The organism is Bradyrhizobium sp. YR681 (assembly GCF_000282615.1).
Classification (GTDB): domain Bacteria; phylum Pseudomonadota; class Alphaproteobacteria; order Rhizobiales; family Xanthobacteraceae; genus Bradyrhizobium.
Genome location: NZ_AKIY01000016.1, coordinates 1 through 19,403, shown reverse-complemented (window position 1 = coordinate 19,403; position 19,403 = coordinate 1). Strand labels below are relative to the sequence as shown.

The following is a 19,403-nucleotide window of genomic DNA, read 5'->3' as shown; positions in this document are numbered from 1 at the left end:
GTCGCATACCGAAATTTAATATGGCCAGCACTGTTGAGGCCACAATGGAACCCTACATCTGCCTCGCGCTTGGTTTGCGCGAGGGAGACTGAACATGAATCCGCAGGAACGCCAGCTCGTCGACGAGCTTTTCGACCGGCTTTCGAAACTGGAAAATGCACCGCGCGATCCCGACGCGATCGCCGCGATCTCCGATGGGCTGCGCAAGGCCCCCGGCGCCGTCTATGCGCTGGTGCAGACCACGCTGCTGCAGGACGAGGCGCTGAAGCGCGCCCATAACCGCATCCAGGAACTGGAAGCGGGACAGGCGCCCGAGCAGGCGCAGTCCGGCAGCTTCCTCGATACCATGCGCGACACCCTGTTCGGCGGAAGCCAGTCGCGTGGCTCGGTTCCGAACGTGCCGCCGCGTGACTCCCGGCCGGTCTGGAATACCGGCCAGGCGATGCAGCAGCCGCAGCCCGGTTACGGCGCACCGCCGCCTTACGGACAGGCCTATGGCCAGGGTCCGGGTCAGGGTTATGGCGCCCCGCCGGTCGGCGGTGGCGGCGGCTCATTCCTCGGTACGGCCGCGGCGGCCGCGGCCGGCGTCGTCGGCGGCTCGCTGCTGCTCTCCAGCATCCGCGGCATGATGGGCGGGTCGCACCAGCAGGCTTTTGGCGACACCAACGCGCTGGGCGACCGCGGCGGCAGCCCGTGGAGCGGCAGTGATGCATCCGGCGGCTCGCTGGCGCGCGATGCCGGCCTCAACGACATCGGCTCGAATCGCGACTCCCGCCAGGGCTTCTTCGATCAGGCCTCGAACGACCGCGACAACGGCAACGACCAGAACTACGGCGACGACGATCGCGACAGCGGCAACATGGACGTCGCCGACGACAGCGATTTCGGCGGCGACGACGGCGGCAGCGATTACGCGTAAGGCTGCCTCTGGTCCCGGCACAAACAGAAACGGCCGCCTCATGAGGCGGCCGTTTCCATTTCGGATATCAGGCGCTCACATCACCACGACCTTGGTGCCGACATTGACGCGGCCGTAGAGGTCGATGACGTCTTCGTTGCGCATGCGGATGCAGCCGGAGGAGACGTTGGTACCGATGGTCCAGGGCTCGTTGGAGCCGTGGATGCGGTAGAGCGTCGAGCCCAGATACATCGCGCGGGCGCCGAGCGGATTTTCCGGGCCGCCTTCCATGTGCCGGGGCAGATCGGGGCGGCGCGCGATCATTTCCGCCGGCGGGGTCCAGTCCGGCCATTCGCGCTTGGACGTGATCGACTTCACGCCGGACCAGGTGAAGCCGGGACGCCCCACGCCGATGCCGTAGCGCATCGCCCGTCCGTTGCCCTCGACCAGATAGAGGAACTTGTTCGGCGTATCGACCACGATCGTGCCGGCAGATTCCTTGCCGCTATAGTCAACAATCTGTTTCTCGAATTTCGGGTCGAATTGACGCTGCCGCGGATCGGCCGCCTCCTGCTGGAGGCCTGCACCCTGCATCTGCGGCTCGCCCATCGGCGGCAGATGGCGCGGGTCGTAATAGCCCGGCTGCTGCTGATACACCGGCTGCTGCGGCGCATAGGCCGAACCGCGGCCGGGGCCGTCGCCGAACAGGAACTCGATGAAGCCGCCGCCCATGTTCGCATTGGAGGCGACGCGCACCGGCGCCGGCGGCACCTGCGGCTGGTAGAGCACCGCGGGCGGATCGTTCGGCACCGTATTGTCGAAGGCGCTGGCGCTATTCGTGCCGGCCATGAAGGTGCAAGCGCTGCCGAGCAGCGCGACAGACATTTTCTTGAACATCGACGTACTCTGTACTGTTTCGTCTAGATCACATGCGTCATGCAGAGCTGATGGCTGATCGGCGTCCGCGACGTGGTCAATAAAGAGCAAAAGCCGTTTTGTTTGGTAAACGGATCGGGCGTTTGGATTCACCACGTCGCGAGCGGGGCGGCAATTTGGCGATCAGCGTTTATTTTCGGTGAAGGCCGGAGCGGCATGGTTAATCGCTCGTTTGCGCGCCGTCGCACGCGGCCGCGCAACAGTTCCTGCTGTGAACTTCGTGTTAAATCGCTTCTGTCTACAAAGACGCGTGAGTGAGGTGGGGGGAGTTCCTGATGGCTATTCACCGCAAACGTTTTCGTGTCGAAGAGGCTATTGTCGGCGAGATGCCCAGCCCCGAGATGATTGAGGAGGCCGCGCCGATGCATAGCGAGATCATGGCGGAGCTGCGCGCTATCCGCGCACAGATGGCGAAGGGCACTCCGCCCGCGCCGTTGTCCGGCAGCGCGGCCATGGCGGCGATCGACGCCTCCACGGCGCATGAGCTCTCCGAAGCGCGCACCATGCTCGAGACCTATCGGGCGCAGATCGAGCAGTGCGAGAAGCTGAAGGTCGAGCTCGACCTCATCCACGACGCCATCGACCGCACCAAACGCGAGATCGCGACCCTGCACGGCAAGAGCTTCGACGGCGGCGAGATGGCCAAGGTCAATGGCGAGCTCGGCGCAGTCGTCGGCGGCACCGAACAGGCGACCCAGCAGATCCTCGAAGCCGCCGAGTCGATCGACCAGGCGGCCAGCGCGATGTCCAAGGTGCAATCGGCCGACCAGCAGAAGCGTCTGGCCGACGATATCCAGGAACGCGTCATCTCGATCTTCGAAGCCTGCAACTTCCAGGACCTGACCGGCCAGCGCATCAGCAAGGTGATGGGCACGATGAAGTTCATCGAGCAGCACATCAATGCGATGATGGAGATCTGGGGCGGCGTCGACGCCATCAAGGCTCACGTGCCGGCGCATGTCGACACCCGCAGCGAGGACGACAAGCTCCTCAACGGCCCCAAGCTTGCCGGCGACGTCGGCCACGCCTCCCAGGACGACATCGACGCGCTGTTCGACTGATAGGACGCGCAACCATTGCGGAAAAACAAAACGCCGGCGAGAGCCGGCGTTTTTTATTGTCTTCGTCATTGCGAGCGAAGCGAAGCAATCCAGACTGTCACCGCGGAAAGCTTCTGGATTGCTTCGCTACGCTCGCAATGACGGGGGGTTAGGCCGGATCCCTTCTCACGCCCGCGGCGCGCAGCGGACGTAGACCATGTTGCCGTAGCGGGTGGCGGCGTCCTTGTCGATGAAGCGGGTGATCATGACGCGGCCGTCGAAGGAGACGATCTCGCGGTCCTGCTCGCCGGGCGTGGGACCCGCCGGCCCGATATAGTTCTTGCCGCTGGACGAGCCCTTCAGCCGCAGCTCCTGCGGGGTCGCCTGGTCGGCCAGATGCATGACCACGCCGCCGGACGTACCGGCACCGATCACGTAGGGATTCTTGCACTGCGCCCTCGCGGCGGCCTCGGTGCGGGCGCGGTCGGCCGGGTTCTGGAACGAGGCCAGCCCCCAGCGGCCGACGATCTCGTCGGCACGGATGCTCGCCGGCAATTCCGGACCGGAGCCGGCATCGGCCTCGGGCGGCGGCGAAGACGGCGACGAGTTGAATGAGGGCAGGCTCAGGCCACCGCCGCAGGCGCCAAGCAGCAGCGCCAGGCCAGAGGCGGCCGCCAGATTGGCAACCGTGCGCGCGTGAGCTGAACTGATCATGGCATTCCCCCGAACAAAACCATGGCCGCACCCCTCCTGCAGCCAAGCGCAAAACCGCTGCCGGAGCAATGACGTCCTTTAATACGTCGGGGCCCCGAACACGTTTCCAATGCCACCATCCTATATCCGCCTCACCAATCGCTTAACCACCTTTGCTTGACAGGATCGCGGCCAAGCCATATTTCCGGGCGCACTATTAGCACTCGGAAAGCCCGATTGCTAAGCGCGCCGTTCGATCCTCGGGACGAGGAGGGACGGAAGCGCCGCCCCACCCACTTCCGCTATCTCCGAAGCGAGCCTCCAAAGGGAAACGTCATGGCTAAATCCAAATTTCGTCCGCTGCATGACCGTGTCGTGGTCAAACGTATCGACGCCGAGGAAAAGACCAAGGGCGGCATCATCATTCCGGACACCGCCAAGGAAAAGCCGTCCCAGGGCGAGGTCGTCGCCGTCGGTCCCGGCGGCCGTGACGAGGCCGGCAAGCTGATCCCGATCGACCTCAAGGTCGGCGACCGTGTGCTGTTCGGCAAGTGGTCGGGCACCGAGGTCAAGATCGACAACGAAGATCTCCTGATCATGAAGGAGTCGGACATCATGGGCGTTCTGGCCTAAGGCCCCCCGCCTGAACGGCCGCTGAATGCCATGCCCGGATCAAGTGATCCGGGCATCCATCGTTCCGCCGCCGCCCCGCATCAAACAAGACACATCACGAAACACGAAGGATTGCAGACCATGGCTGCCAAAGACGTCAAGTTTTCCGGAGACGCGCGCGATCGCATGCTGCGCGGCGTCGACATTCTCGCCAATGCCGTCAAGGTGACGCTCGGCCCGAAGGGCCGCAACGTCGTCATCGAGAAGAGCTTCGGCGCCCCCCGCATCACCAAGGACGGCGTCACCGTCGCCAAGGAGATCGAGCTCGAGGACAAGTTCGAGAACATGGGCGCCCAGATGGTCCGTGAGGTCGCCTCCAAGACCAACGACCTCGCCGGCGACGGCACCACCACCGCGACCGTGCTGGCCCAGGCCATCGTGCGCGAAGGCGCCAAGTCGGTTGCCGCCGGCATGAACCCGATGGACCTCAAGCGCGGCATCGACATCGCGGTTGCCGCCGTGGTCAAGGACATCGAAAAGCGCGCCAAGCCCGTTGCCGCCTCCTCCGAGGTCGCCCAGGTCGGCACCATCTCGGCCAACGGCGATGCCGCCATCGGCAAGATGATCGCCCAGGCGATGCAGAAGGTCGGCAACGAGGGTGTCATCACCGTCGAGGAGAACAAGTCGCTCGATACCGAAGTCGACATCGTCGAGGGCATGAAGTTCGACCGCGGCTATCTCAGCCCCTACTTCGTCACCAACCCCGAGAAGATGACCGCCGAGCTCGAGGACGCCTACATCCTCCTGCACGAGAAGAAGCTCTCGGGCCTCCAGGCCATGCTGCCGGTGCTCGAAGCCGTGGTGCAGTCGGGCAAGCCGCTCGTCATCATCGCCGAAGACGTCGAGGGCGAGGCGCTGGCCACCCTGGTCGTCAACCGCCTGCGTGGCGGCCTCAAGGTGGCCGCCGTCAAGGCGCCGGGCTTCGGTGATCGCCGCAAGGCCATGCTCGAGGACCTCGCGATCCTCACCGGCGGCCAGCTCATCTCCGAGGACCTCGGCATGAAGCTCGAGAACGTCACCGTGAAGATGCTGGGACGTGCGGGCAAGGTCGTGATCGACAAGGAGAACACCACGATCGTCAAGGGCGCCGGCAAGAAGCCGGAGATCGAGGCCCGCGTCGGCCAGATCAAGGCCCAGATCGAGGAGACCACCTCGGACTACGACCGTGAGAAGCTCCAGGAGCGCCTCGCCAAGCTGGCCGGCGGCGTCGCGGTGATCCGCGTCGGCGGCGCCACCGAGATCGAGGTCAAGGAGAAGAAGGACCGCGTCGAGGACGCACTCAACGCCACCCGCGCCGCGGTGCAGGAAGGCATCGTCCCCGGCGGCGGCGTCACCCTGCTGCGTGCCAAGAAGGCCGTGGGCCGTCTCACCAACGCCAATGCCGACGTGCAGGCCGGCATCAACATCGTGCTGAAGGCGCTGGAAGCTCCGATCCGCCAGATCTCGGAGAATGCCGGCGTGGAAGGCTCGATCGTGGTCGGCAGGATCCTGGAGAACAAGTCCGAGACCTTCGGCTTCGACGCCCAGACCGAGGACTATGTCGACATGATCGAGAAGGGCATCATCGATCCCGCCAAGGTGGTGCGCACCGCGCTCCAGGACGCCTCCTCCGTGGCCGGCCTCCTGGTGACCACCGAAGCCATGGTCGCCGAGACGCCGAAGAAAGAAGCCCCGCCCGCGATGCCCGCCGGCGGCGGCATGGGCGGCTTCTGAGCCCATTCCCACCTGACAATGTTACGAAGGCCGCCTCCGGGCGGCCTTCTTTTTTGCCGACCCTGTCTCGCTGCTTTCCGATTCAACCGGCGGCCAAAACCCACTACGGTGGCGCCGATTCGATTGTTTGAGCATGATCTGTTCGGAAAACCGCTCCACACTTTGCGCTGACGCGGCTCTCCGGGTCTAGATCATGCTCGTTTGCTCGAGGATTTCATCGATGCGCGCGCTTCTGGTTTGTTCGACGGCCCTTTTGGCGGCTCTGATCGCCGTCTCGCCCGAAGTCGCATCCGCCCAGATGAAGCTGTCGCCGAAGGCCACGGCGCCGGGCGGAACCGAAACGCGCTATTTCACCTCGATCGACGGGCTGATGGACGGCAATGCCGACGTGATCCTGAAGGAGACGCGCCAGGGCAAGACGGTCACGGCCGCCGTGCTCGACGTCTGCTATCCCGTCGCGAAGAATGCCGACCGCAAGGACCGCTTCGTCGTCAATCTCCAGGTCGCCGGCCAGAACCTAACGGGCACGACGCAGAGTCTTGGCGAGAAGTCTCCCGTCAGCGTCAAGCTGCTGCGCAAACAGGCCGGAGACACTTTCGAATTTCGCGGCCAGATATCGATCGGCCAGACCGTCACCGAGGTCACCTCGCCCGACAATTCCGATCTCAGCGAGAAGGAATTCCAGGACAACCAGACCTCCGACGACGGCATCACGGCGCAGCCGAAGGACTTCACCGACGTCTCGCCGGAAGCGATCGCGGTGAAGGTGAAGCTCGACGCGGCGACCGAATTCCTGAAGAGCCTGAAGGGCCAGGAGGTCGAGGTGACACTTGCGAGCCTATCGGTCGGCTGCGATGCGCTGCGCGCCGGCGAGCAGACCATCAACATGTCGGTCGACCCGGAGCGTGCAGGCGCGCTGCTCGCCAAATTCAAGGCGATGCCGGGCGTCGTCGCTGTGGGCTGGACGGCCGGCATGACCGAGATGGACCGCACCATCCGCATTCCCGCCGCCGACTGGCGCGACGGCGACAAGATCAGCCGCGACAAGCTCGCTTCGGCCGTGGCGGGCGTGCTGGGCAGGACGCTGGCGGCAAAGCCGGTCTCGCAAGGCTTCAACCCGGCGACCGGCAAGCTCAAGCTGGTGTTCAAGCGGCCAAACCAGGATCATCCGGCGCTCGAGCTCACCGACACGATCGAGGTCGCAGGGCTGATCTCGCCCGACAAGCCGGGCGCGACCGACAAGCTCATGCTCTGGATCGGCAGCCCCGCAACCACGACTGCCGATGAGAGCAGCGGCGCCAAGCTCAATCTCTCGGACGAAGCGTCCGCCGACGAGGAAGGCGACCAGCCCGACGACAACGGCTCGATCGAGGCCCTCGCCAAGGAGCTGAAGGGCCAGCGCTGGGACGCCGACAAGTCGGTCTGGAAATAGCGACGCCCGCGCGGGATCAATAGCGGGCGACGACCGGGCCGCCAAAGCGATAGTTGATGCGCGCGGTCGCCTGATCGGTGGTGACCCTGATGTTCGTCGACACGGTCGCCAGGGTGCCGCCCAAACCGTCAGGGATCGCAACACTGACGCTACGCGTGCCGAAGTCGGAATGGCGGTACTCCCCCGCCAGGCTCCACTGACTGGCAAACGCCCATTCAACGCCGGCACCAAGCGTCCATCCCCACCGGACGTCCGAGCCGCCTCCCGTCGACGAGAAGGTGCCTGCGGGGACGGCGATGCCCGGACTGTTCGTCAACGTCACCTTGCTGCCACCAAACTCCGCGACGGCCGCGCCACCGGTTGCGTAGAGCAGGACGCGATCTGCGGCGTAACCCAGGCGGCCACGAAATGACGCCATCCAGTTGATATGACCGTAATCGACCGTCACGGTCTGGGTGACCGGCGTGGTGAGGATCAGCGGCGCGCCCGCGGTCATCGAGCGGCTTTCGGTTGCGCCTTTGAAGCCGGTGGCGACCGCGTCGGCTTCCACGCCGAACACGGCACGCTGGACCTGCCAGTTGTATCCGACCTGGCCGCCGCCGATCACGGCGCTCTGGGTTCCCGGCCCGTTCAGCGTATCCAGCGTTCCAGGGAAGAGCGTGATCACCGCCGCGTTCGGCGGAAGAACAATGAAGCCCGGCAAGACCGGCCCGTTATAGGCGGCCATTTCGTTGCGGTTCCAGGCACCACCGACGTTGCCGCCGACGTAGAAGCCGGTCCAGCTGAAAACTGCCGCAGGAGCCGTCACGGGTGCCTTGAGCGCCATATCGGCGGCGCCCGCAGTCGTCATCCCTGCCAGCGAGAAACTTACGGCGACGGCTACGATTCCCAGAACCCTCATGCCCATCCCCCAAATGTCTTGGGCGCGACTCAGCGCCATAATTGGGCAAGCCTAGAGCCGGCTTCAGCGAAAAGCTGTCACCCACAGGTTACATCCGGGATATTTCACTACCATCCGATCAAGCCTCCAGGGCCCCGTGCGCGCACCCTGGCGACCGCGAAGGAACGCTCCACAGTGCCGGCCGTCACGTCGTGCCGCACCGCATCCGGAACGCGAGACAGCTAATTCCCGGTCGTGCGAAAGCGCAGCGGCTTGGGGCCGATCAGCGTCAGCACGTCGCCCTGACGCTTCCAGGTCTCGACGCTGCTGAGAGCCGCGACGAGTTCGTCGTCGGCCTGCGCTCTTGCCGGCGGGCAGGAGCGATCCTGGATCTGGCCGGGAACGAAGATCACGGTGTTGCCGGCGACCGAGAACTGGCCCTTGCCGCCCTTGCACCAGAGCTCCAGCACGACCTCGCCATTGTCGCCGATCTCGATGTTTGGAATCCGCTTCGAGCCGGGCTGCGGCAGCGCTTCCAGGGTCATCTCCGTGCCGAACGGAAACCCGTCCTCGGCACGCGCGAGCGTGGACGTCGCGAGCACTGCAACCGCCAGACACACCATCTGCTTCAGCGAAACCATGAAACCTCTCGACCGACCTGATTTGCCGCACCTTCTATAAGACAGCGACGTCCTTGAGAAGGTTCGCCCGCCCGGGGCGCAAAAATCCCCGCGGGGGCGAGCCCCGCGGGGATTTGCGTCGAAGGCGGCCTGCTACTTCAGCACCATCGCCGTGAACGGCCAGACATAGGCCTGCAACGTCACGAGCACGCCGACGAGACAGGCGAGCACGATGGAGTGCCAGAACACGAAGCGCAGGATGGTGCCCTCGTGGCCGTACCAATTGGTGGCGGTCGAGGCGACCACGATCGACTGCGCGTCGATCATCTTGCCCATCACGCCGCCGGACGAGTTCGCCGCGCCCATCAGGATCGGCGACAGGCCGAGCTGCTCGGAGGTGATCTTCTGGAGGTTTCCGAACAGCACGTTGGAGGCGGTGTCCGATCCCGTCAGCGCCACGCCGAGCCAGCCGAGCAGCGTGCCGAAGAAGGGATAGAGCACGCCAGTGGCGGCGAAGGCCAGGCCGAGCGTCGCGTCGACGCCGGACAGCCGCGTCAGCGTACCGATCGCGAGCATCGCCGAGATCGTGATCAGCGAGATCGCGCAGAGCCGGATGGTGCGGCCGTACTGGATCAGCAAGCTGCCGGGACCGACGCCCATCAGGAAGCCGGAGATGATCGCCGCGATCAGCATGCCCGTGCCGGTGAACGAGAGGTAGGTGAAGCCAAACACCGCGCTCTCTTTGGTCGGCCCCGGCGCGACCGGCGGCATCTTGTTGATCATCTGATGCAACTCGGGCACCGGGTAGTTCCAGGTGAAGATCGAGTTCGCCCAGGTCTTGAAGCCGCCGTTGCCCCAGACCAGCATCACGATGCAGACGATGATCCATGGCAGCAGCGCGCTGAACAGCTCGCTCTGCGTTAGCGGCGTCTTGTCGAGCGGTTTTGCCGCCGCCATGGTCGAGGCCGATTCATCGTTGCCGCGCAACGCCGGCGACAGCCAGAGCTGCTTCGGCTGCCAGACCTTCAGGAACAGGATCAGCGCGCCCATCGAGATCAGCGACGCGCCGATGTCGACGATCCAGGGATTGACGTAGTTCGAGATCACGAATTGCGGGATCGCGAACGACACGCCGGTGACGAGGATCGCCGGCCAGACGTCCTTCATGCCCTTCCAGCCCGCGAACGCCCACACCACCCAGAACGGCACGATCAGCGAGAAGAACGGCAATTGCCGCCCGACCATCGCGCCGAGGATGTAGGGATCGAGCCCGGTGACCGAGGCGAGGCCCTGGATCGGCGTGCCCAGCGCGCCATAGGCGACCGGCGCGGTGTTGGCGATCAGCGACAGGCCGGAAGCTGCGAGCGGCGAGAAGCCGAGACCGATCAGCACCGCACCCGTGATCGCGACCGGCGTGCCGAAGCCTGAAGCGCCCTCGAAGAAGGCGCCGAAGGAGAACGCGATCAGCAGCAATTGCAGCCGCCGGTCCTCGGTGACGCCGCCGACCGCGCGCTTGAGCAGCTCGAAGCGGCCGGTGGTGACGGTCACCTGGTAGAGGAAGATGACGTTGAGGACGATCCAGCCGATCGGGAAGAAACCCGTGACGACGCCGAGGATCGACGCGCGGATCGACATGTTCGCCGGCATGGTGAAGACGAAGATCGTGATCAGATTGGCGACGATCACGGCGATGACAGCGGCAATATGAGCCTGAACGCGACCGCTCGCGATCAGGACCAGCAGCGTGACGACAGGCACCGCCGCCGCGATCGTCGACAGCACAGGGCTGTGCAAGGGATCATAGACTTGATTCCACATGGTCTTCCTCCCCCACGCATGTGTTGCGGCAGGCGGCCTTGCGTGGACGGCCGAGCCTGCTTGACGCTGGAAGCGATAACCCCCGAGTTGGACGCGAATTCCTCGCGATTGCGACGGTTCCCGCCTGCTCACAAGCTCGCGAAATCCTGGAGGTCCCCACCCCGCGCCGTTATGCCCATGCTAGGGTTGCAAGCCCGCCCAAGCCAACGCAAATTGCAGACCTTGCGACTTTAGTCTAAGCGCGCCCATTTCGGCCTTTGCCATAGCCATTTGGCTCCGGGCAATCGTGCACATCCCCTCAGGAGACAGAGCTCTGTGAAGAACATCAGCGCCACGCTCGCGATCGTCTGGCGAATCGCCATTCCCTATTTCCGATCGGAGGACAAATGGGCCGGCCGCGGCCTGCTCGGCGCCGTGATCGCGATCGAGCTGGCGCTGGTCGCGATCGACGTGCTGGTGAACCAATGGCAGAACCGGTTCTACAGCGCGCTCCAGAACAGCGATTGGGACGCATTCGTCACGCAGATCTGGATCTTCATCGCGCTCGCATTCACCTATATCGCGCTGGCGGTCTACAAGCTGTACCTGAACCAATGGCTCCAAATCCGCTGGCGGCAATGGCTGACCCGGCACTATCTCGGTGAATGGCTCAACGGCTCGACGCATTATCGCATGCAGCTCAAGGGCGATGCGGCCGACAACCCGGACCAGCGCATCACCGAGGACGTCAAGAACTTCGTCGAGCAGACCCTGACGATCGGGCTCGGCCTGCTCTCCTCGATCGTGACGCTGTTCTCCTTCGCGCTGATCCTGTGGGGCCTGTCCAACGCCGCGCCGCTGCACCTGTTCGGCGCCGACCTCATGATCCCCGGCTATCTGTGCTGGGGCGCGCTGATCTACGCAATCTTCGGCACCGCGCTGACGCACTGGATCGGCGCCCCGCTGGTCAACCTCAATTTCGAGCAGCAGCGCTATGAGGCCGACTTCCGCTTCAACCTTGTCCGCGTCCGCGAGAATTCCGAACAGATCGCGCTGCTCAAGGGCGAAGGCGCCGAACGCGGCCGTCTGCTGGACCGCTTCGGCTTCGTGATCGGCAACTGGTACGCCATCATGAGCCGAACCAAGCGCCTGACCATGTTCACGGCGAGCTATCAGCAGGCCGCCGTGATCTTTCCCTATGTTCTGGTGGCGCCGGCCTTCTTCGCCAAGAAGATCCAGCTCGGCGACATGATGCAGACCGCATCGGCCTTCTCGAGCGTGCAAGGCGCCTTGTCGTTCTTCGTGGTGGCCTACCGTTCGCTGGCGGAATGGCGCTCGATCGTCGCCCGTCTCGACGGCTTCGAGATGTCGGTCGCGACAGCCACGACCCCGCCGGCGCATGAGCCGGCGATCGCCCTCAAGGCGGCGGGCGGCAACCGCAACATCGCGCTGGAGCAGCTCTGCGTGAACCTGCCGAACGGCACGCCGCTGGTCGCCGCCGACGCCTTCGCCATCCAGACGCCGGAGCGCGTGCTGGTGACCGGGCCGTCCGGCTCCGGCAAGTCGACCCTGTTCCGGGCCATCGCCGGGATCTGGCCGTTCGGCACCGGCACGATCTTCATCCCTGAAAAGGCGAAGCTGATGATGCTGCCACAGCGCCCCTACTTCCCGGTGGGCGTGCTGCGCGACGCCGTGGTCTATCCGGCGGCGCCCGGCGCCTTCGAGACCGCACGTGTCAGGGACGCGCTGATCGCGGTCGGCCTGCCCGACCTCGCCGAACGGCTCGACGAGGACGGGCACTGGAACCGGATGCTGTCGCTCGGCGAGCAGCAGCGCCTCGGGCTTGCCCGCGCGCTATTGCATGTCCCGGATTATCTGTTCCTGGACGAGGCCACGGCATCGCTGGACGAGCCGTCCGAGGCCCGGCTGTACCGGCTGCTGACGGAGAAGCTGCCGCAGGCCACCATCGTCTCGATCGGCCACCGCTCGACGCTGGATACCTTCCACACCCGCAAGGTCACGATGGTGAAGGATGGCGATATCCACGTCCTCGGCAAGGGCGGCGAGCCGGCCCAGGCGGAGCCCACCGCGGCACGCTGAGGCGGGGGACCCCAGCACGGGCCTCGTCATCGCGGGACCCGAAGCGACGAAGCAATCCAGGCTGCCTCCGCAGGGGCAGTTCTGGATTGCTTCGCTGCGCTCGCGCAACGACGGAAATGTAAGGCGGCGGCGGGGTCTTCCGGCGCGCATTTCAGGCCGCGGCCGGAGCTCAGCCCCCTGAAGAGCCGGATGCCCTTCACCCTCCACGCCCAAAGCAAAAGGGCGGCAGGTTGCCCTGCCGCCCTCGAAGTCGTCTCGGAAAGAAACTTACTTCAGGTTGCTCATCGCCGTCAGGTCGAAGGAGAGCTTGGCGATACCCGCCGCGCCGCACCAGTTGGAGCCAGCGCCGCCCGGATTGATCGCCGTGACGTTGGTGGTGCCGGTGGCGTTGAACGCGCTGGTGAAGGCGTTGCAATCACCCTTGTTCAGGTCGGTGTCGGAGTAACGCAGATCCAGCGTGAACACCTTGTAGGTGAAGCCGATGCCGATGTTCCAGGTGTTGTAGTCCTTGTAGGGAATGCCGTTGGCGAAAACGGTGCCGACGCCGGTGCCGTAGAAGGCGTCCGAAGTGCCGAACCATTGACGGCCGAACTCACCCGACACGTACATGCCGACGCCAGAGGCGCCGAAGGTCGTGCTGGGCGCGGTGTACTTGGCGGTCAACGAAGCGTAGTTGCCCCAGGCACCCGAATTCAGGAAGTTCGGCGAATAGTACTCGGTCGCGCCGACCGTCCAGCTGTCGTTGATGGTGTAGTTCACCTTGCCGTAGACTTCGAAGAAGCTGACGTCCTTCTTCATGACGTTGCCGTCGGCGAGGAAGATCGTGGTGGTGCTGACACCGCAGACGTTGCCGCCGGGGATGCCGCCCGTGAGCACGTTGTCGGCGCAGCTTCCGCCCGGATACAGGTAGCCCCAGACGCCGATGTCGAAGGCAAAGGCGCCGAAGGTCGGGCGGATACCGCCGTAGATGTCGACTTCAGCAGCGGCGCGGTTCGCGAAGGAGATGCTCTCCGCGGACACGCCGACGTAAAGCTGGAGGTCCTTGTTGATGTTGTAGCGCGGCTCGAAATAGGCCGCGACCGACGGCTGGTGGTTCGACTGGGTCACGCCGCGGAAGATGTAATCGCTGACGAGCGCGCCGCCGAAGGCGATATCCCAGGGGTCGAAGGCTACGACCGGAGGAGCCTTCTTGGCCTTGAGCGGCATGTCCGCTGCGAAAGCCGAACCCGTCACCATTGCCAGCGCCGTTGCCAACAATACCACTTTTTTCATTTCGATCCCCATCACCAGTTCTTACCCAGTCGGTTTCCCGGAAGCCCCCCGGGGCGAACGACCCTGTCTGCAAAATTGCGTTACTGCGACAATCTGTATTGAGGGATGTAAACCGTGAAGCAAAAAACGCGGGCATCTGCCGACTTTTTGGGCGTTCGGGCGATTCCACGAAAGGTTGTCGGCCTGTGTGGCTTCTCGATCACATTATTTGCCTTCCAAAGTGCACAGGCGGACCCGGATTAGTACGGATCCCACAGGGCGTGGTGCCCACGCACGAATCATACTGGCGCGGGAAGGGGCGGCTCGCCTCCAGCGATGCAAAAAGGCCGCAGCGTCGCCGCTGCGGCCTTTCTGTTGTCGATGGTCGTCGGGACCAACCAGGCGTCCGGACTGGGCCTACCCCTGCCCCTCGGCCGGCGTCGGTTCCGCAGAAGACGAAGGCATCGCCCAGCTTGTCTCGGCGACAGGCTCGGGAGCCGGCGCTGACGGCTTCGGCGCGGGAGCTGCCTTCGCCTTCTTCGGTGCCGCTTTCTTTGCAGCCTTCTTTGGCGCGGCCTTCTTGGCCGACTTCTTCGCAGCCTTCTTGGCGGCCTTCTTCGGCGCAGCCTTCTTGGCAGATTTCTTCGCGGACTTCTTCGCGGATTTCTTGGCCGCCTTCTTCTTCGTCGCCTTCTTGGCGGACTTCTTCGCCGCTACAACCTTCTTGGCCTTTTTGGCCTTCTTGCTTTTTTTCTTCTTCGCTTTCGCCATCGTGGTCCTCCTGTTGCCGCCGAACAATGGTCGATCGGGCGCCTTCAGCCATCACAACTCGGGAGGAAAGTTCAGGCTCTGAAAGCTCAAATTTGCGCGTTCAGTGCCGGCCGCGACCCGCCCGTAGCCCAATCGAGAAGCTCAATCGTGTGTACGACCGGAACTGACGTGCCACTGGCAATCTGCACCATGCAGCCGATATTGCCCGCGGCAATCATGTCCGGCTTGACGCTTGCGATGTTGGCGACCTTGCGATCACGCAACCTGCCCGCAAGCTCGGGCTGGAGAATGTTGTAGGTCCCCGCCGAACCGCAACACAAATGGCTCTCGGGCACATCTTTCACCACGAATCCATTCTTGGAAAGCAATTCTTTCGGAAGGCCCGTGATTTTCTGACCGTGCTGCAACGAACACGCGGAGTGATAGGCGACGACGATGTTGTCTTGCCGCGCGGTCGGTTCGAGTTCGAGGCCGGCGACGTATTCGGTGATGTCCTTGGCAAGCGCCGACACCTTCGCCGCATCGGGCGCGAACGCCGTGTCCTCGCGCAGCAGATAACCGTAGTCCTTGATCACGGTGCCGCAGCCGGACGCCGTCACCAGGATGGCGTCGAGCCCCTCGCCGGCCGCTTCCGCACGCCATGCCGCGACGTTGGCGCGGGCCCGTTGCAGTGCATCCTGGTCGTTGCCGAGGTGATGGGTGAGCGCGCCACAGCACTGCTCGTCCCGGACCAGGACGACCTCGATGCCGTGGCGGGTGAGGAGACTGATGGCGGCCTGGTTGATGCGCGGCGCCAGCACCTGCTGGGCACAGCCCTGGAGCAGCGCGACCCGGCCGCGCTTCTTGCCAAGCGCCGCGAACACGCTGCCCGGGAGAGCGCCGGGCGGCGGCAGCCGGTTCGGGGCCAGCGCCAGCATCGCCTTGAGGCGCTGGATCAGGCCGGGCGTGGCCGAGGGCCGCGGCGTCGGCAGCAACACCGCGAGCGGACGGACAAGCCGCGCCAGCCGCATGCTGATGCGGAAACGCTGCGGGTCCGGCAGCACGAAGGCGAGCACCTGGCGCAGCAGCCGCTCGGTCAGCGGCCGCTGATAGCGCTGCTCGATCCTGACCCTGGCCTGGTCGACGAGGTGCATGTAGTTCACCCCGGAGGGGCAGGTCGTCATGCAGGACAGGCACGACAGGCAGCGGTCGACATGCTTGACCACCTCCGCCGTCGGGGTCTGGTCCTTCTCGAGCATCTCCTTGATCAAATAGATGCGGCCGCGCGGGCTATCGAGCTCGTCGCCGAGCAGCACATAGGTCGGACAGGTTGCGGTGCAGAAGCCGCAATGAACGCAGGCGCGCAGGATTTTGTCGGCTTCCGCGATATCGGGGTCGGCGAGCTGCGCCAGTGAGAATTCGGTCTTCATGCCGCAGTGCCCCGGCTCAAGCGTCCCCGGTTGAGAATGCTCTTTGGATCGAAACCGGCACGGACCCGCTCGCTCAGCGCGGCGATGCCCGATGCCTGCGGGTGGAACACGTCGACAATGCGCCTGACATCCTCGGCCGCACGGATCAGCGTGGCGTGCCCGCCGAAAGCGTCGGCATGCTGGCGCACGCCTGGGGCATGCGCATCGGCCTTCGGCGGCAGCGCGGCCCAGATCAGTCCACCGCCCCAATCGTAGATCACCTCGCCGCCGGTCTCGCGCGCCAGCCGGGTGCCGAGCGCCGCGCCCGATGCCGGCGGGCAGACGATGCGCCACACCGGCCAGGCGCCGAGTGCATCGCCGGCCGCGAACGGCAGCACGTCGCGGATCGTGGTCCAAAGCGCCGCGGACGCGGCGTCCTCGATCAGCGTTGCGGTTCCGAACGGCGCCAGCAATTCCCGCAGCGAGCCGGCCCGATGCGCGGCCGACGCCGTGATGCCCTCGAGCCGCAGCACGGTCATCGCCTCGCCCTGCTTCGCGATATCGCCAAGCCCTTCCGTCTTGGCGCGGAACGCCTGGTGCGGCAGGTGCGCGGCGGCGGAGACATCGAAGGGCGAGCCGAGCGCCGCGGTCATCGCCTTGTTGGCGGCGGCATCGTCGAGCCCGCGCAGCAGCAGCGTCCGCTCGGCCTCGGGCTTGGGCATCACCTTCAGCGTGACCTCGGTCATGACCGACAGCGTGCCCCAGGACCCCGCCAGCAGCTTGCAGAGGTCGTAGCCGGTGACGTTCTTCACCACCTTGCCGCCGGTCTTGAAGCTGTCGCCGAAGCCCGAGACGGCATGCGCCCCGAGCAGATGGTCGCGCGCCCCGCCCGCCTTGATCCGTCGCGGGCCGGCAAGCCCGGCCGCAATCATGCCGCCGATGGTCCCCGATACCGGCGTGCCGAGCAGCGGCGCGGTATTCATCGGCTCAAAGGCGAATTGCTGGTTCTTGGCATCGATCAGCGACAGCACGTCGGCCAGCGGCGCGCCGGCCTGGAGCGTGATGATCAGCTCGTTGGGCTCGTAGGAGGTGACCGCGTTCAGCGCGGAGAGGTCGAGCACCGCGTTGGTCGCCATCGCATGACCGATGCTGCGCTTGCTGCCATGACCGATGATCTCGAGCGGCTGCTCATTGGCAATCGCCGCGCGCACCACCTCTTCGACGTCTTTGGCGTCTCTGACCTTGAGCGTATCCACGGGAAAAGGCGGTAGCGAAATTCGACGCCAAAATCAAATGCGGCGTGACGCCGTCGACCATTGCCGGCGCGATCGGGATCCGCCACGGGCCACCACGACGCTTCGATCAAGATCGAAGCGTTCACGACATCGACACTTCGATCGCCGGCGAACCAAAGCAGCCAGGCCGTCACTACAAGTTCTGCACCGATCGCGATCGAGACCAATCGATGGAGACAGACATCATGAACCACTATGCCACGCAGAAATCGCTCAGCGACGCCGTCGATGGCGGCGGCCTGCTCGTCGTCGCGCAATGGGAGGCCAAGCCCGGCGAGGCCGACAAGGTCGCCGCGATCCTCGATCGCTTCCTGCCGGAGGCGCAGCGCGAGGACGGCGTCAAGCTGTTCCTGATCTCGCGCGCCAGGGACAATCCGGCCCAGTTCCTGTTCTACGAGCTGTTCCGCGACGAGGCCGCATTCAAGGCGCACCAGGAGAGCGCGCATTTCAAGACCTGCATCGCCGGCGAAGCCCTGCCGCTGCTGGCGAAGCGCGAGCGGGCGCAATACGCGCTGCTGTGAGTTGCGAAGGAAGGCGCTTGCATCGCAGGCGCCTTCCTTCTGCACAATCGGCTAGAACCGCGGGATGTCCGGAAACGCCAGCTTGCCCGCGTGCACATGCATGCGGCCAAGCTCGGCGCAGCGGTGCAGGGTCGGAAACACTTTTCCGGGATTGAGCAGTCCTTGCGCGTCGAAGGCGCATTTCAGCCGCTGCTGCTGGTTGAGGTCGATCTCGGTGAACATCTCCGGCATCAGGTCGCGCTTCTCGATTCCGACGCCGTGCTCGCCGGTGAGCACGCCGCCGAACTCGACGCAGGCGCGCAGGATGTCGGCGCCGAAGGCTTCGGCGCGCTCGATCTCGCCGGGCTTGTTGGCATCGTAGAGGATCAGCGGATGCAGATTGCCGTCGCCGGCATGGAACACGTTGGCGCAGCCAAGCTGGTATTTTTCACCGAGCTCGCGGATGCGCGCCAGCGCCTTCGGCAGCGCGCCACGGGGAATCGTTCCGTCCATGCAGAGATAGTCGGGCGAGATGCGGCCCACGGCGGGGAATGCGGCCTTGCGCCCGGCCCAGAACAGATTGCGCTCGGCCTCCGAGGTCGAGATCTGGCAGGTGGTCGAGCCGCAGGCATTCGCAATGGTCTCGACGCGAATGATCAACTCGTCGACTTCGATCTTGGGACCGTCAAGCTCGATGATCAGCAGCGCCTCGACGTCGAGCGGATAGCCGGCATGGACGAAGGCTTCCGCGGCGTGGATTGCGGGCTTGTCCATCATCTCCATGCCGCCGGGAATGATGCCGGCGCCGATGATGCGGGCCACGCATTCGCCGGCGGCCTCGACCTCTGCGAAACCGACCATCAGCGCGCGCGCCGTCTCCGGCTTCTGCAGGATGCGCACCGTGATCTCGGTGATGACGCCGAGCAGCCCTTCCGAGCCGGTGATGACGCCCATCAGATCGTAGCCGGCGTTCTCGGCGGACTTGCCGCCGATGCGCAGGATCTCGCCGCTCATCAGGACGATCTCGCAACCCAGCACGTTGTTGGTGGTCATGCCGTATTTCAGACAGTGCACGCCGCCGGAATTCTCCGCGACATTGCCGCCGATCGAGCAGGCAATCTGCGAGGACGGATCGGGCGCGTAGTAGAAGCCGGCATGCGCGACCGCCTGGCTGATGGCGAGGTTGGTCACCCCGGGCTCGGTGACGACGACGCGGTTGTCGAAATCGATCTCGCGGATGCGCTTGAACTTGCCGAGGCCCAGCAGCACGCCGTCCTCCAGCGGCAGCGCGCCGCCGGATAGCGATGTGCCGGAGCCGCGGGGCACCACCTTGATGCCGTGGGCGGCACAATATTTCAGGACAAGCGAGACCTGCTCGGTCGTATCCGGCAGCACCACGACCATCGGCGGCTGCCGG

At 65.0% G+C, this 19,403-nt stretch carries 17 protein-coding genes; 7 read left to right on the top strand and 10 right to left on the bottom strand.

All coding sequences use genetic code 11. The annotated features are described in order from the left end of the window. Nucleotides 1–94: 94 nt before the first annotated feature. The gene (locus PMI42_RS02135) at nt 95–919 is read left to right on the top strand and encodes a DUF2076 domain-containing protein (protein WP_008130133.1); all 825 of its coding nucleotides are present in this window, start codon (nt 95–97) and stop codon (nt 917–919) included. Between the two features lie 75 nt (nt 920–994). Here the strand turns inward: PMI42_RS02135 and PMI42_RS02130 are convergent, their stop codons facing one another. Next, nucleotides 995–1,795, bottom strand: coding sequence for a L,D-transpeptidase (locus PMI42_RS02130; RefSeq protein ID WP_008130132.1), 801 nt, complete (start codon nt 1,793–1,795; stop codon nt 995–997). A 314-nt stretch (nt 1,796–2,109) separates the two neighbouring features. Between PMI42_RS02130 and PMI42_RS02125 the strand changes: the two genes are divergently transcribed. After that, entirely contained in the window at nt 2,110–2,895 is a 786-nt protein-coding gene (locus tag PMI42_RS02125) for a protein phosphatase CheZ (protein ID WP_008130131.1), read from the top strand. Between the two features lie 165 nt (nt 2,896–3,060). On the opposite strand, the gene PMI42_RS02120 is transcribed toward PMI42_RS02125, so the two are convergent. Next, complete coding sequence (locus PMI42_RS02120) at nt 3,061–3,588, bottom strand: hypothetical protein (RefSeq protein ID WP_008130130.1); 528 nt, start codon at nt 3,586–3,588, stop codon at nt 3,061–3,063. 315 nt (nt 3,589–3,903) lie between these two features. Between PMI42_RS02120 and PMI42_RS02115 the strand changes: the two genes are divergently transcribed. The 3 genes from PMI42_RS02115 to PMI42_RS02105 all read left to right on the top strand — a co-directional run bounded on the left by PMI42_RS02115 (nt 3,904) and on the right by PMI42_RS02105 (nt 7,384). Then, the gene (locus PMI42_RS02115) at nt 3,904–4,200 is read left to right on the top strand and encodes a co-chaperone GroES (protein ID WP_008130129.1); all 297 of its coding nucleotides are present in this window, start codon (nt 3,904–3,906) and stop codon (nt 4,198–4,200) included. A 120-nt stretch (nt 4,201–4,320) separates the two neighbouring features. Then, a complete protein-coding gene (gene groL, locus PMI42_RS02110; RefSeq protein ID WP_008130127.1) occupies nt 4,321–5,952 on the top strand; it encodes a chaperonin GroEL in 1,632 nt (543 codons plus the stop codon). Between the two features lie 220 nt (nt 5,953–6,172). Next, nucleotides 6,173–7,384, top strand: coding sequence for a hypothetical protein (locus PMI42_RS02105; protein WP_008130125.1), 1,212 nt, complete (start codon nt 6,173–6,175; stop codon nt 7,382–7,384). 16 nt (nt 7,385–7,400) lie between these two features. Here PMI42_RS02105 and PMI42_RS02100 read toward each other — a convergent pair whose 3' ends face one another. From PMI42_RS02100 to PMI42_RS02090, 3 genes are all read right to left on the bottom strand, one after another. After that, nucleotides 7,401–8,285 carry an outer membrane protein gene (locus PMI42_RS02100; protein ID WP_008130123.1) on the bottom strand — a complete coding sequence of 295 codons (885 nt, stop codon included), beginning with the start codon at nt 8,283–8,285 and terminating at the stop codon, nt 7,401–7,403. 221 nt (nt 8,286–8,506) lie between these two features. Beyond that, nucleotides 8,507–8,905, bottom strand: a complete 399-nt coding sequence (locus PMI42_RS02095; RefSeq protein ID WP_008130120.1) for an META domain-containing protein — start codon at nt 8,903–8,905, stop codon at nt 8,507–8,509. Nucleotides 8,906–9,037: 132 nt separating this feature from the next. Beyond that, nucleotides 9,038–10,702 (bottom strand): L-lactate permease, encoded by a 1,665-nt coding sequence (locus PMI42_RS02090; RefSeq protein WP_008130119.1) that lies wholly within the window; start codon nt 10,700–10,702, stop codon nt 9,038–9,040. 315 nt (nt 10,703–11,017) lie between these two features. Here PMI42_RS02090 and PMI42_RS02085 point away from each other — a divergent pair, with 315 nt between their 5' ends. Next, a complete protein-coding gene (locus PMI42_RS02085) occupies nt 11,018–12,781 on the top strand; it encodes an ABC transporter ATP-binding protein/permease (protein ID WP_008130117.1) in 1,764 nt (587 codons plus the stop codon). A gap of 267 nt (nt 12,782–13,048) precedes the next feature. Here PMI42_RS02085 and PMI42_RS02080 read toward each other — a convergent pair whose 3' ends face one another. The 4 genes from PMI42_RS02080 to PMI42_RS02065 form a co-directional block, all read right to left on the bottom strand. Continuing rightward, nucleotides 13,049–14,053, bottom strand: a complete 1,005-nt coding sequence (locus tag PMI42_RS02080) for a TorF family putative porin (protein WP_008130115.1) — start codon at nt 14,051–14,053, stop codon at nt 13,049–13,051. A gap of 396 nt (nt 14,054–14,449) precedes the next feature. Beyond that, nucleotides 14,450–14,803 (bottom strand): hypothetical protein, encoded by a 354-nt coding sequence (locus tag PMI42_RS02075; RefSeq protein ID WP_008130113.1) that lies wholly within the window; start codon nt 14,801–14,803, stop codon nt 14,450–14,452. 86 nt (nt 14,804–14,889) lie between these two features. Then, the gene (gene glcF / locus PMI42_RS02070; RefSeq protein WP_008130112.1) at nt 14,890–16,212 is read right to left on the bottom strand and encodes a glycolate oxidase subunit GlcF; all 1,323 of its coding nucleotides are present in this window, start codon (nt 16,210–16,212) and stop codon (nt 14,890–14,892) included. Next, nucleotides 16,209–17,447, bottom strand: coding sequence for an FAD-binding protein (locus PMI42_RS02065; RefSeq protein ID WP_008130111.1), 1,239 nt, complete (start codon nt 17,445–17,447; stop codon nt 16,209–16,211). Before PMI42_RS02065 ends, glcF begins: the two co-directional genes overlap by 4 nt. Before the next feature lie 224 nt (nt 17,448–17,671). On the opposite strand from PMI42_RS02065, the gene PMI42_RS02060 reads away from it, so the two are divergent. Further along, a complete protein-coding gene (locus tag PMI42_RS02060; RefSeq protein WP_008130110.1) occupies nt 17,672–18,007 on the top strand; it encodes a putative quinol monooxygenase in 336 nt (111 codons plus the stop codon). Nucleotides 18,008–18,058: 51 nt separating this feature from the next. On the opposite strand, the gene PMI42_RS02055 is transcribed toward PMI42_RS02060, so the two are convergent. After that, nucleotides 18,059–19,403, bottom strand: a 1,345-nt coding sequence (locus PMI42_RS02055; protein WP_008130109.1) for an FAD-linked oxidase C-terminal domain-containing protein, incomplete at its 5' end; no start/stop codon positions are given.

Coding starts and splice junctions, on each gene's coding strand:
- PMI42_RS02135 (WP_008130133.1), top strand. CDS start 95: ATGAATCCGCAGGAACGCCAGCTCGTCGACGAGCTTTTCGACCGGCTT.
- PMI42_RS02130 (WP_008130132.1), bottom strand. CDS start 1,795: ATGTTCAAGAAAATGTCTGTCGCGCTGCTCGGCAGCGCTTGCACCTTC.
- PMI42_RS02125 (WP_008130131.1), top strand. CDS start 2,110: ATGGCTATTCACCGCAAACGTTTTCGTGTCGAAGAGGCTATTGTCGGC.
- PMI42_RS02120 (WP_008130130.1), bottom strand. CDS start 3,588: ATGATCAGTTCAGCTCACGCGCGCACGGTTGCCAATCTGGCGGCCGCC.
- PMI42_RS02115 (WP_008130129.1), top strand. CDS start 3,904: ATGGCTAAATCCAAATTTCGTCCGCTGCATGACCGTGTCGTGGTCAAA.
- groL (WP_008130127.1), top strand. CDS start 4,321: ATGGCTGCCAAAGACGTCAAGTTTTCCGGAGACGCGCGCGATCGCATG.
- PMI42_RS02105 (WP_008130125.1), top strand. CDS start 6,173: ATGCGCGCGCTTCTGGTTTGTTCGACGGCCCTTTTGGCGGCTCTGATC.
- PMI42_RS02100 (WP_008130123.1), bottom strand. CDS start 8,285: ATGAGGGTTCTGGGAATCGTAGCCGTCGCCGTAAGTTTCTCGCTGGCA.
- PMI42_RS02095 (WP_008130120.1), bottom strand. CDS start 8,905: ATGGTTTCGCTGAAGCAGATGGTGTGTCTGGCGGTTGCAGTGCTCGCG.
- PMI42_RS02090 (WP_008130119.1), bottom strand. CDS start 10,702: ATGTGGAATCAAGTCTATGATCCCTTGCACAGCCCTGTGCTGTCGACG.
- PMI42_RS02080 (WP_008130115.1), bottom strand. CDS start 14,053: ATGAAAAAAGTGGTATTGTTGGCAACGGCGCTGGCAATGGTGACGGGT.
- PMI42_RS02075 (WP_008130113.1), bottom strand. CDS start 14,803: ATGGCGAAAGCGAAGAAGAAAAAAAGCAAGAAGGCCAAAAAGGCCAAG.
- glcF (WP_008130112.1), bottom strand. CDS start 16,212: ATGAAGACCGAATTCTCACTGGCGCAGCTCGCCGACCCCGATATCGCG.
- PMI42_RS02060 (WP_008130110.1), top strand. CDS start 17,672: ATGAACCACTATGCCACGCAGAAATCGCTCAGCGACGCCGTCGATGGC.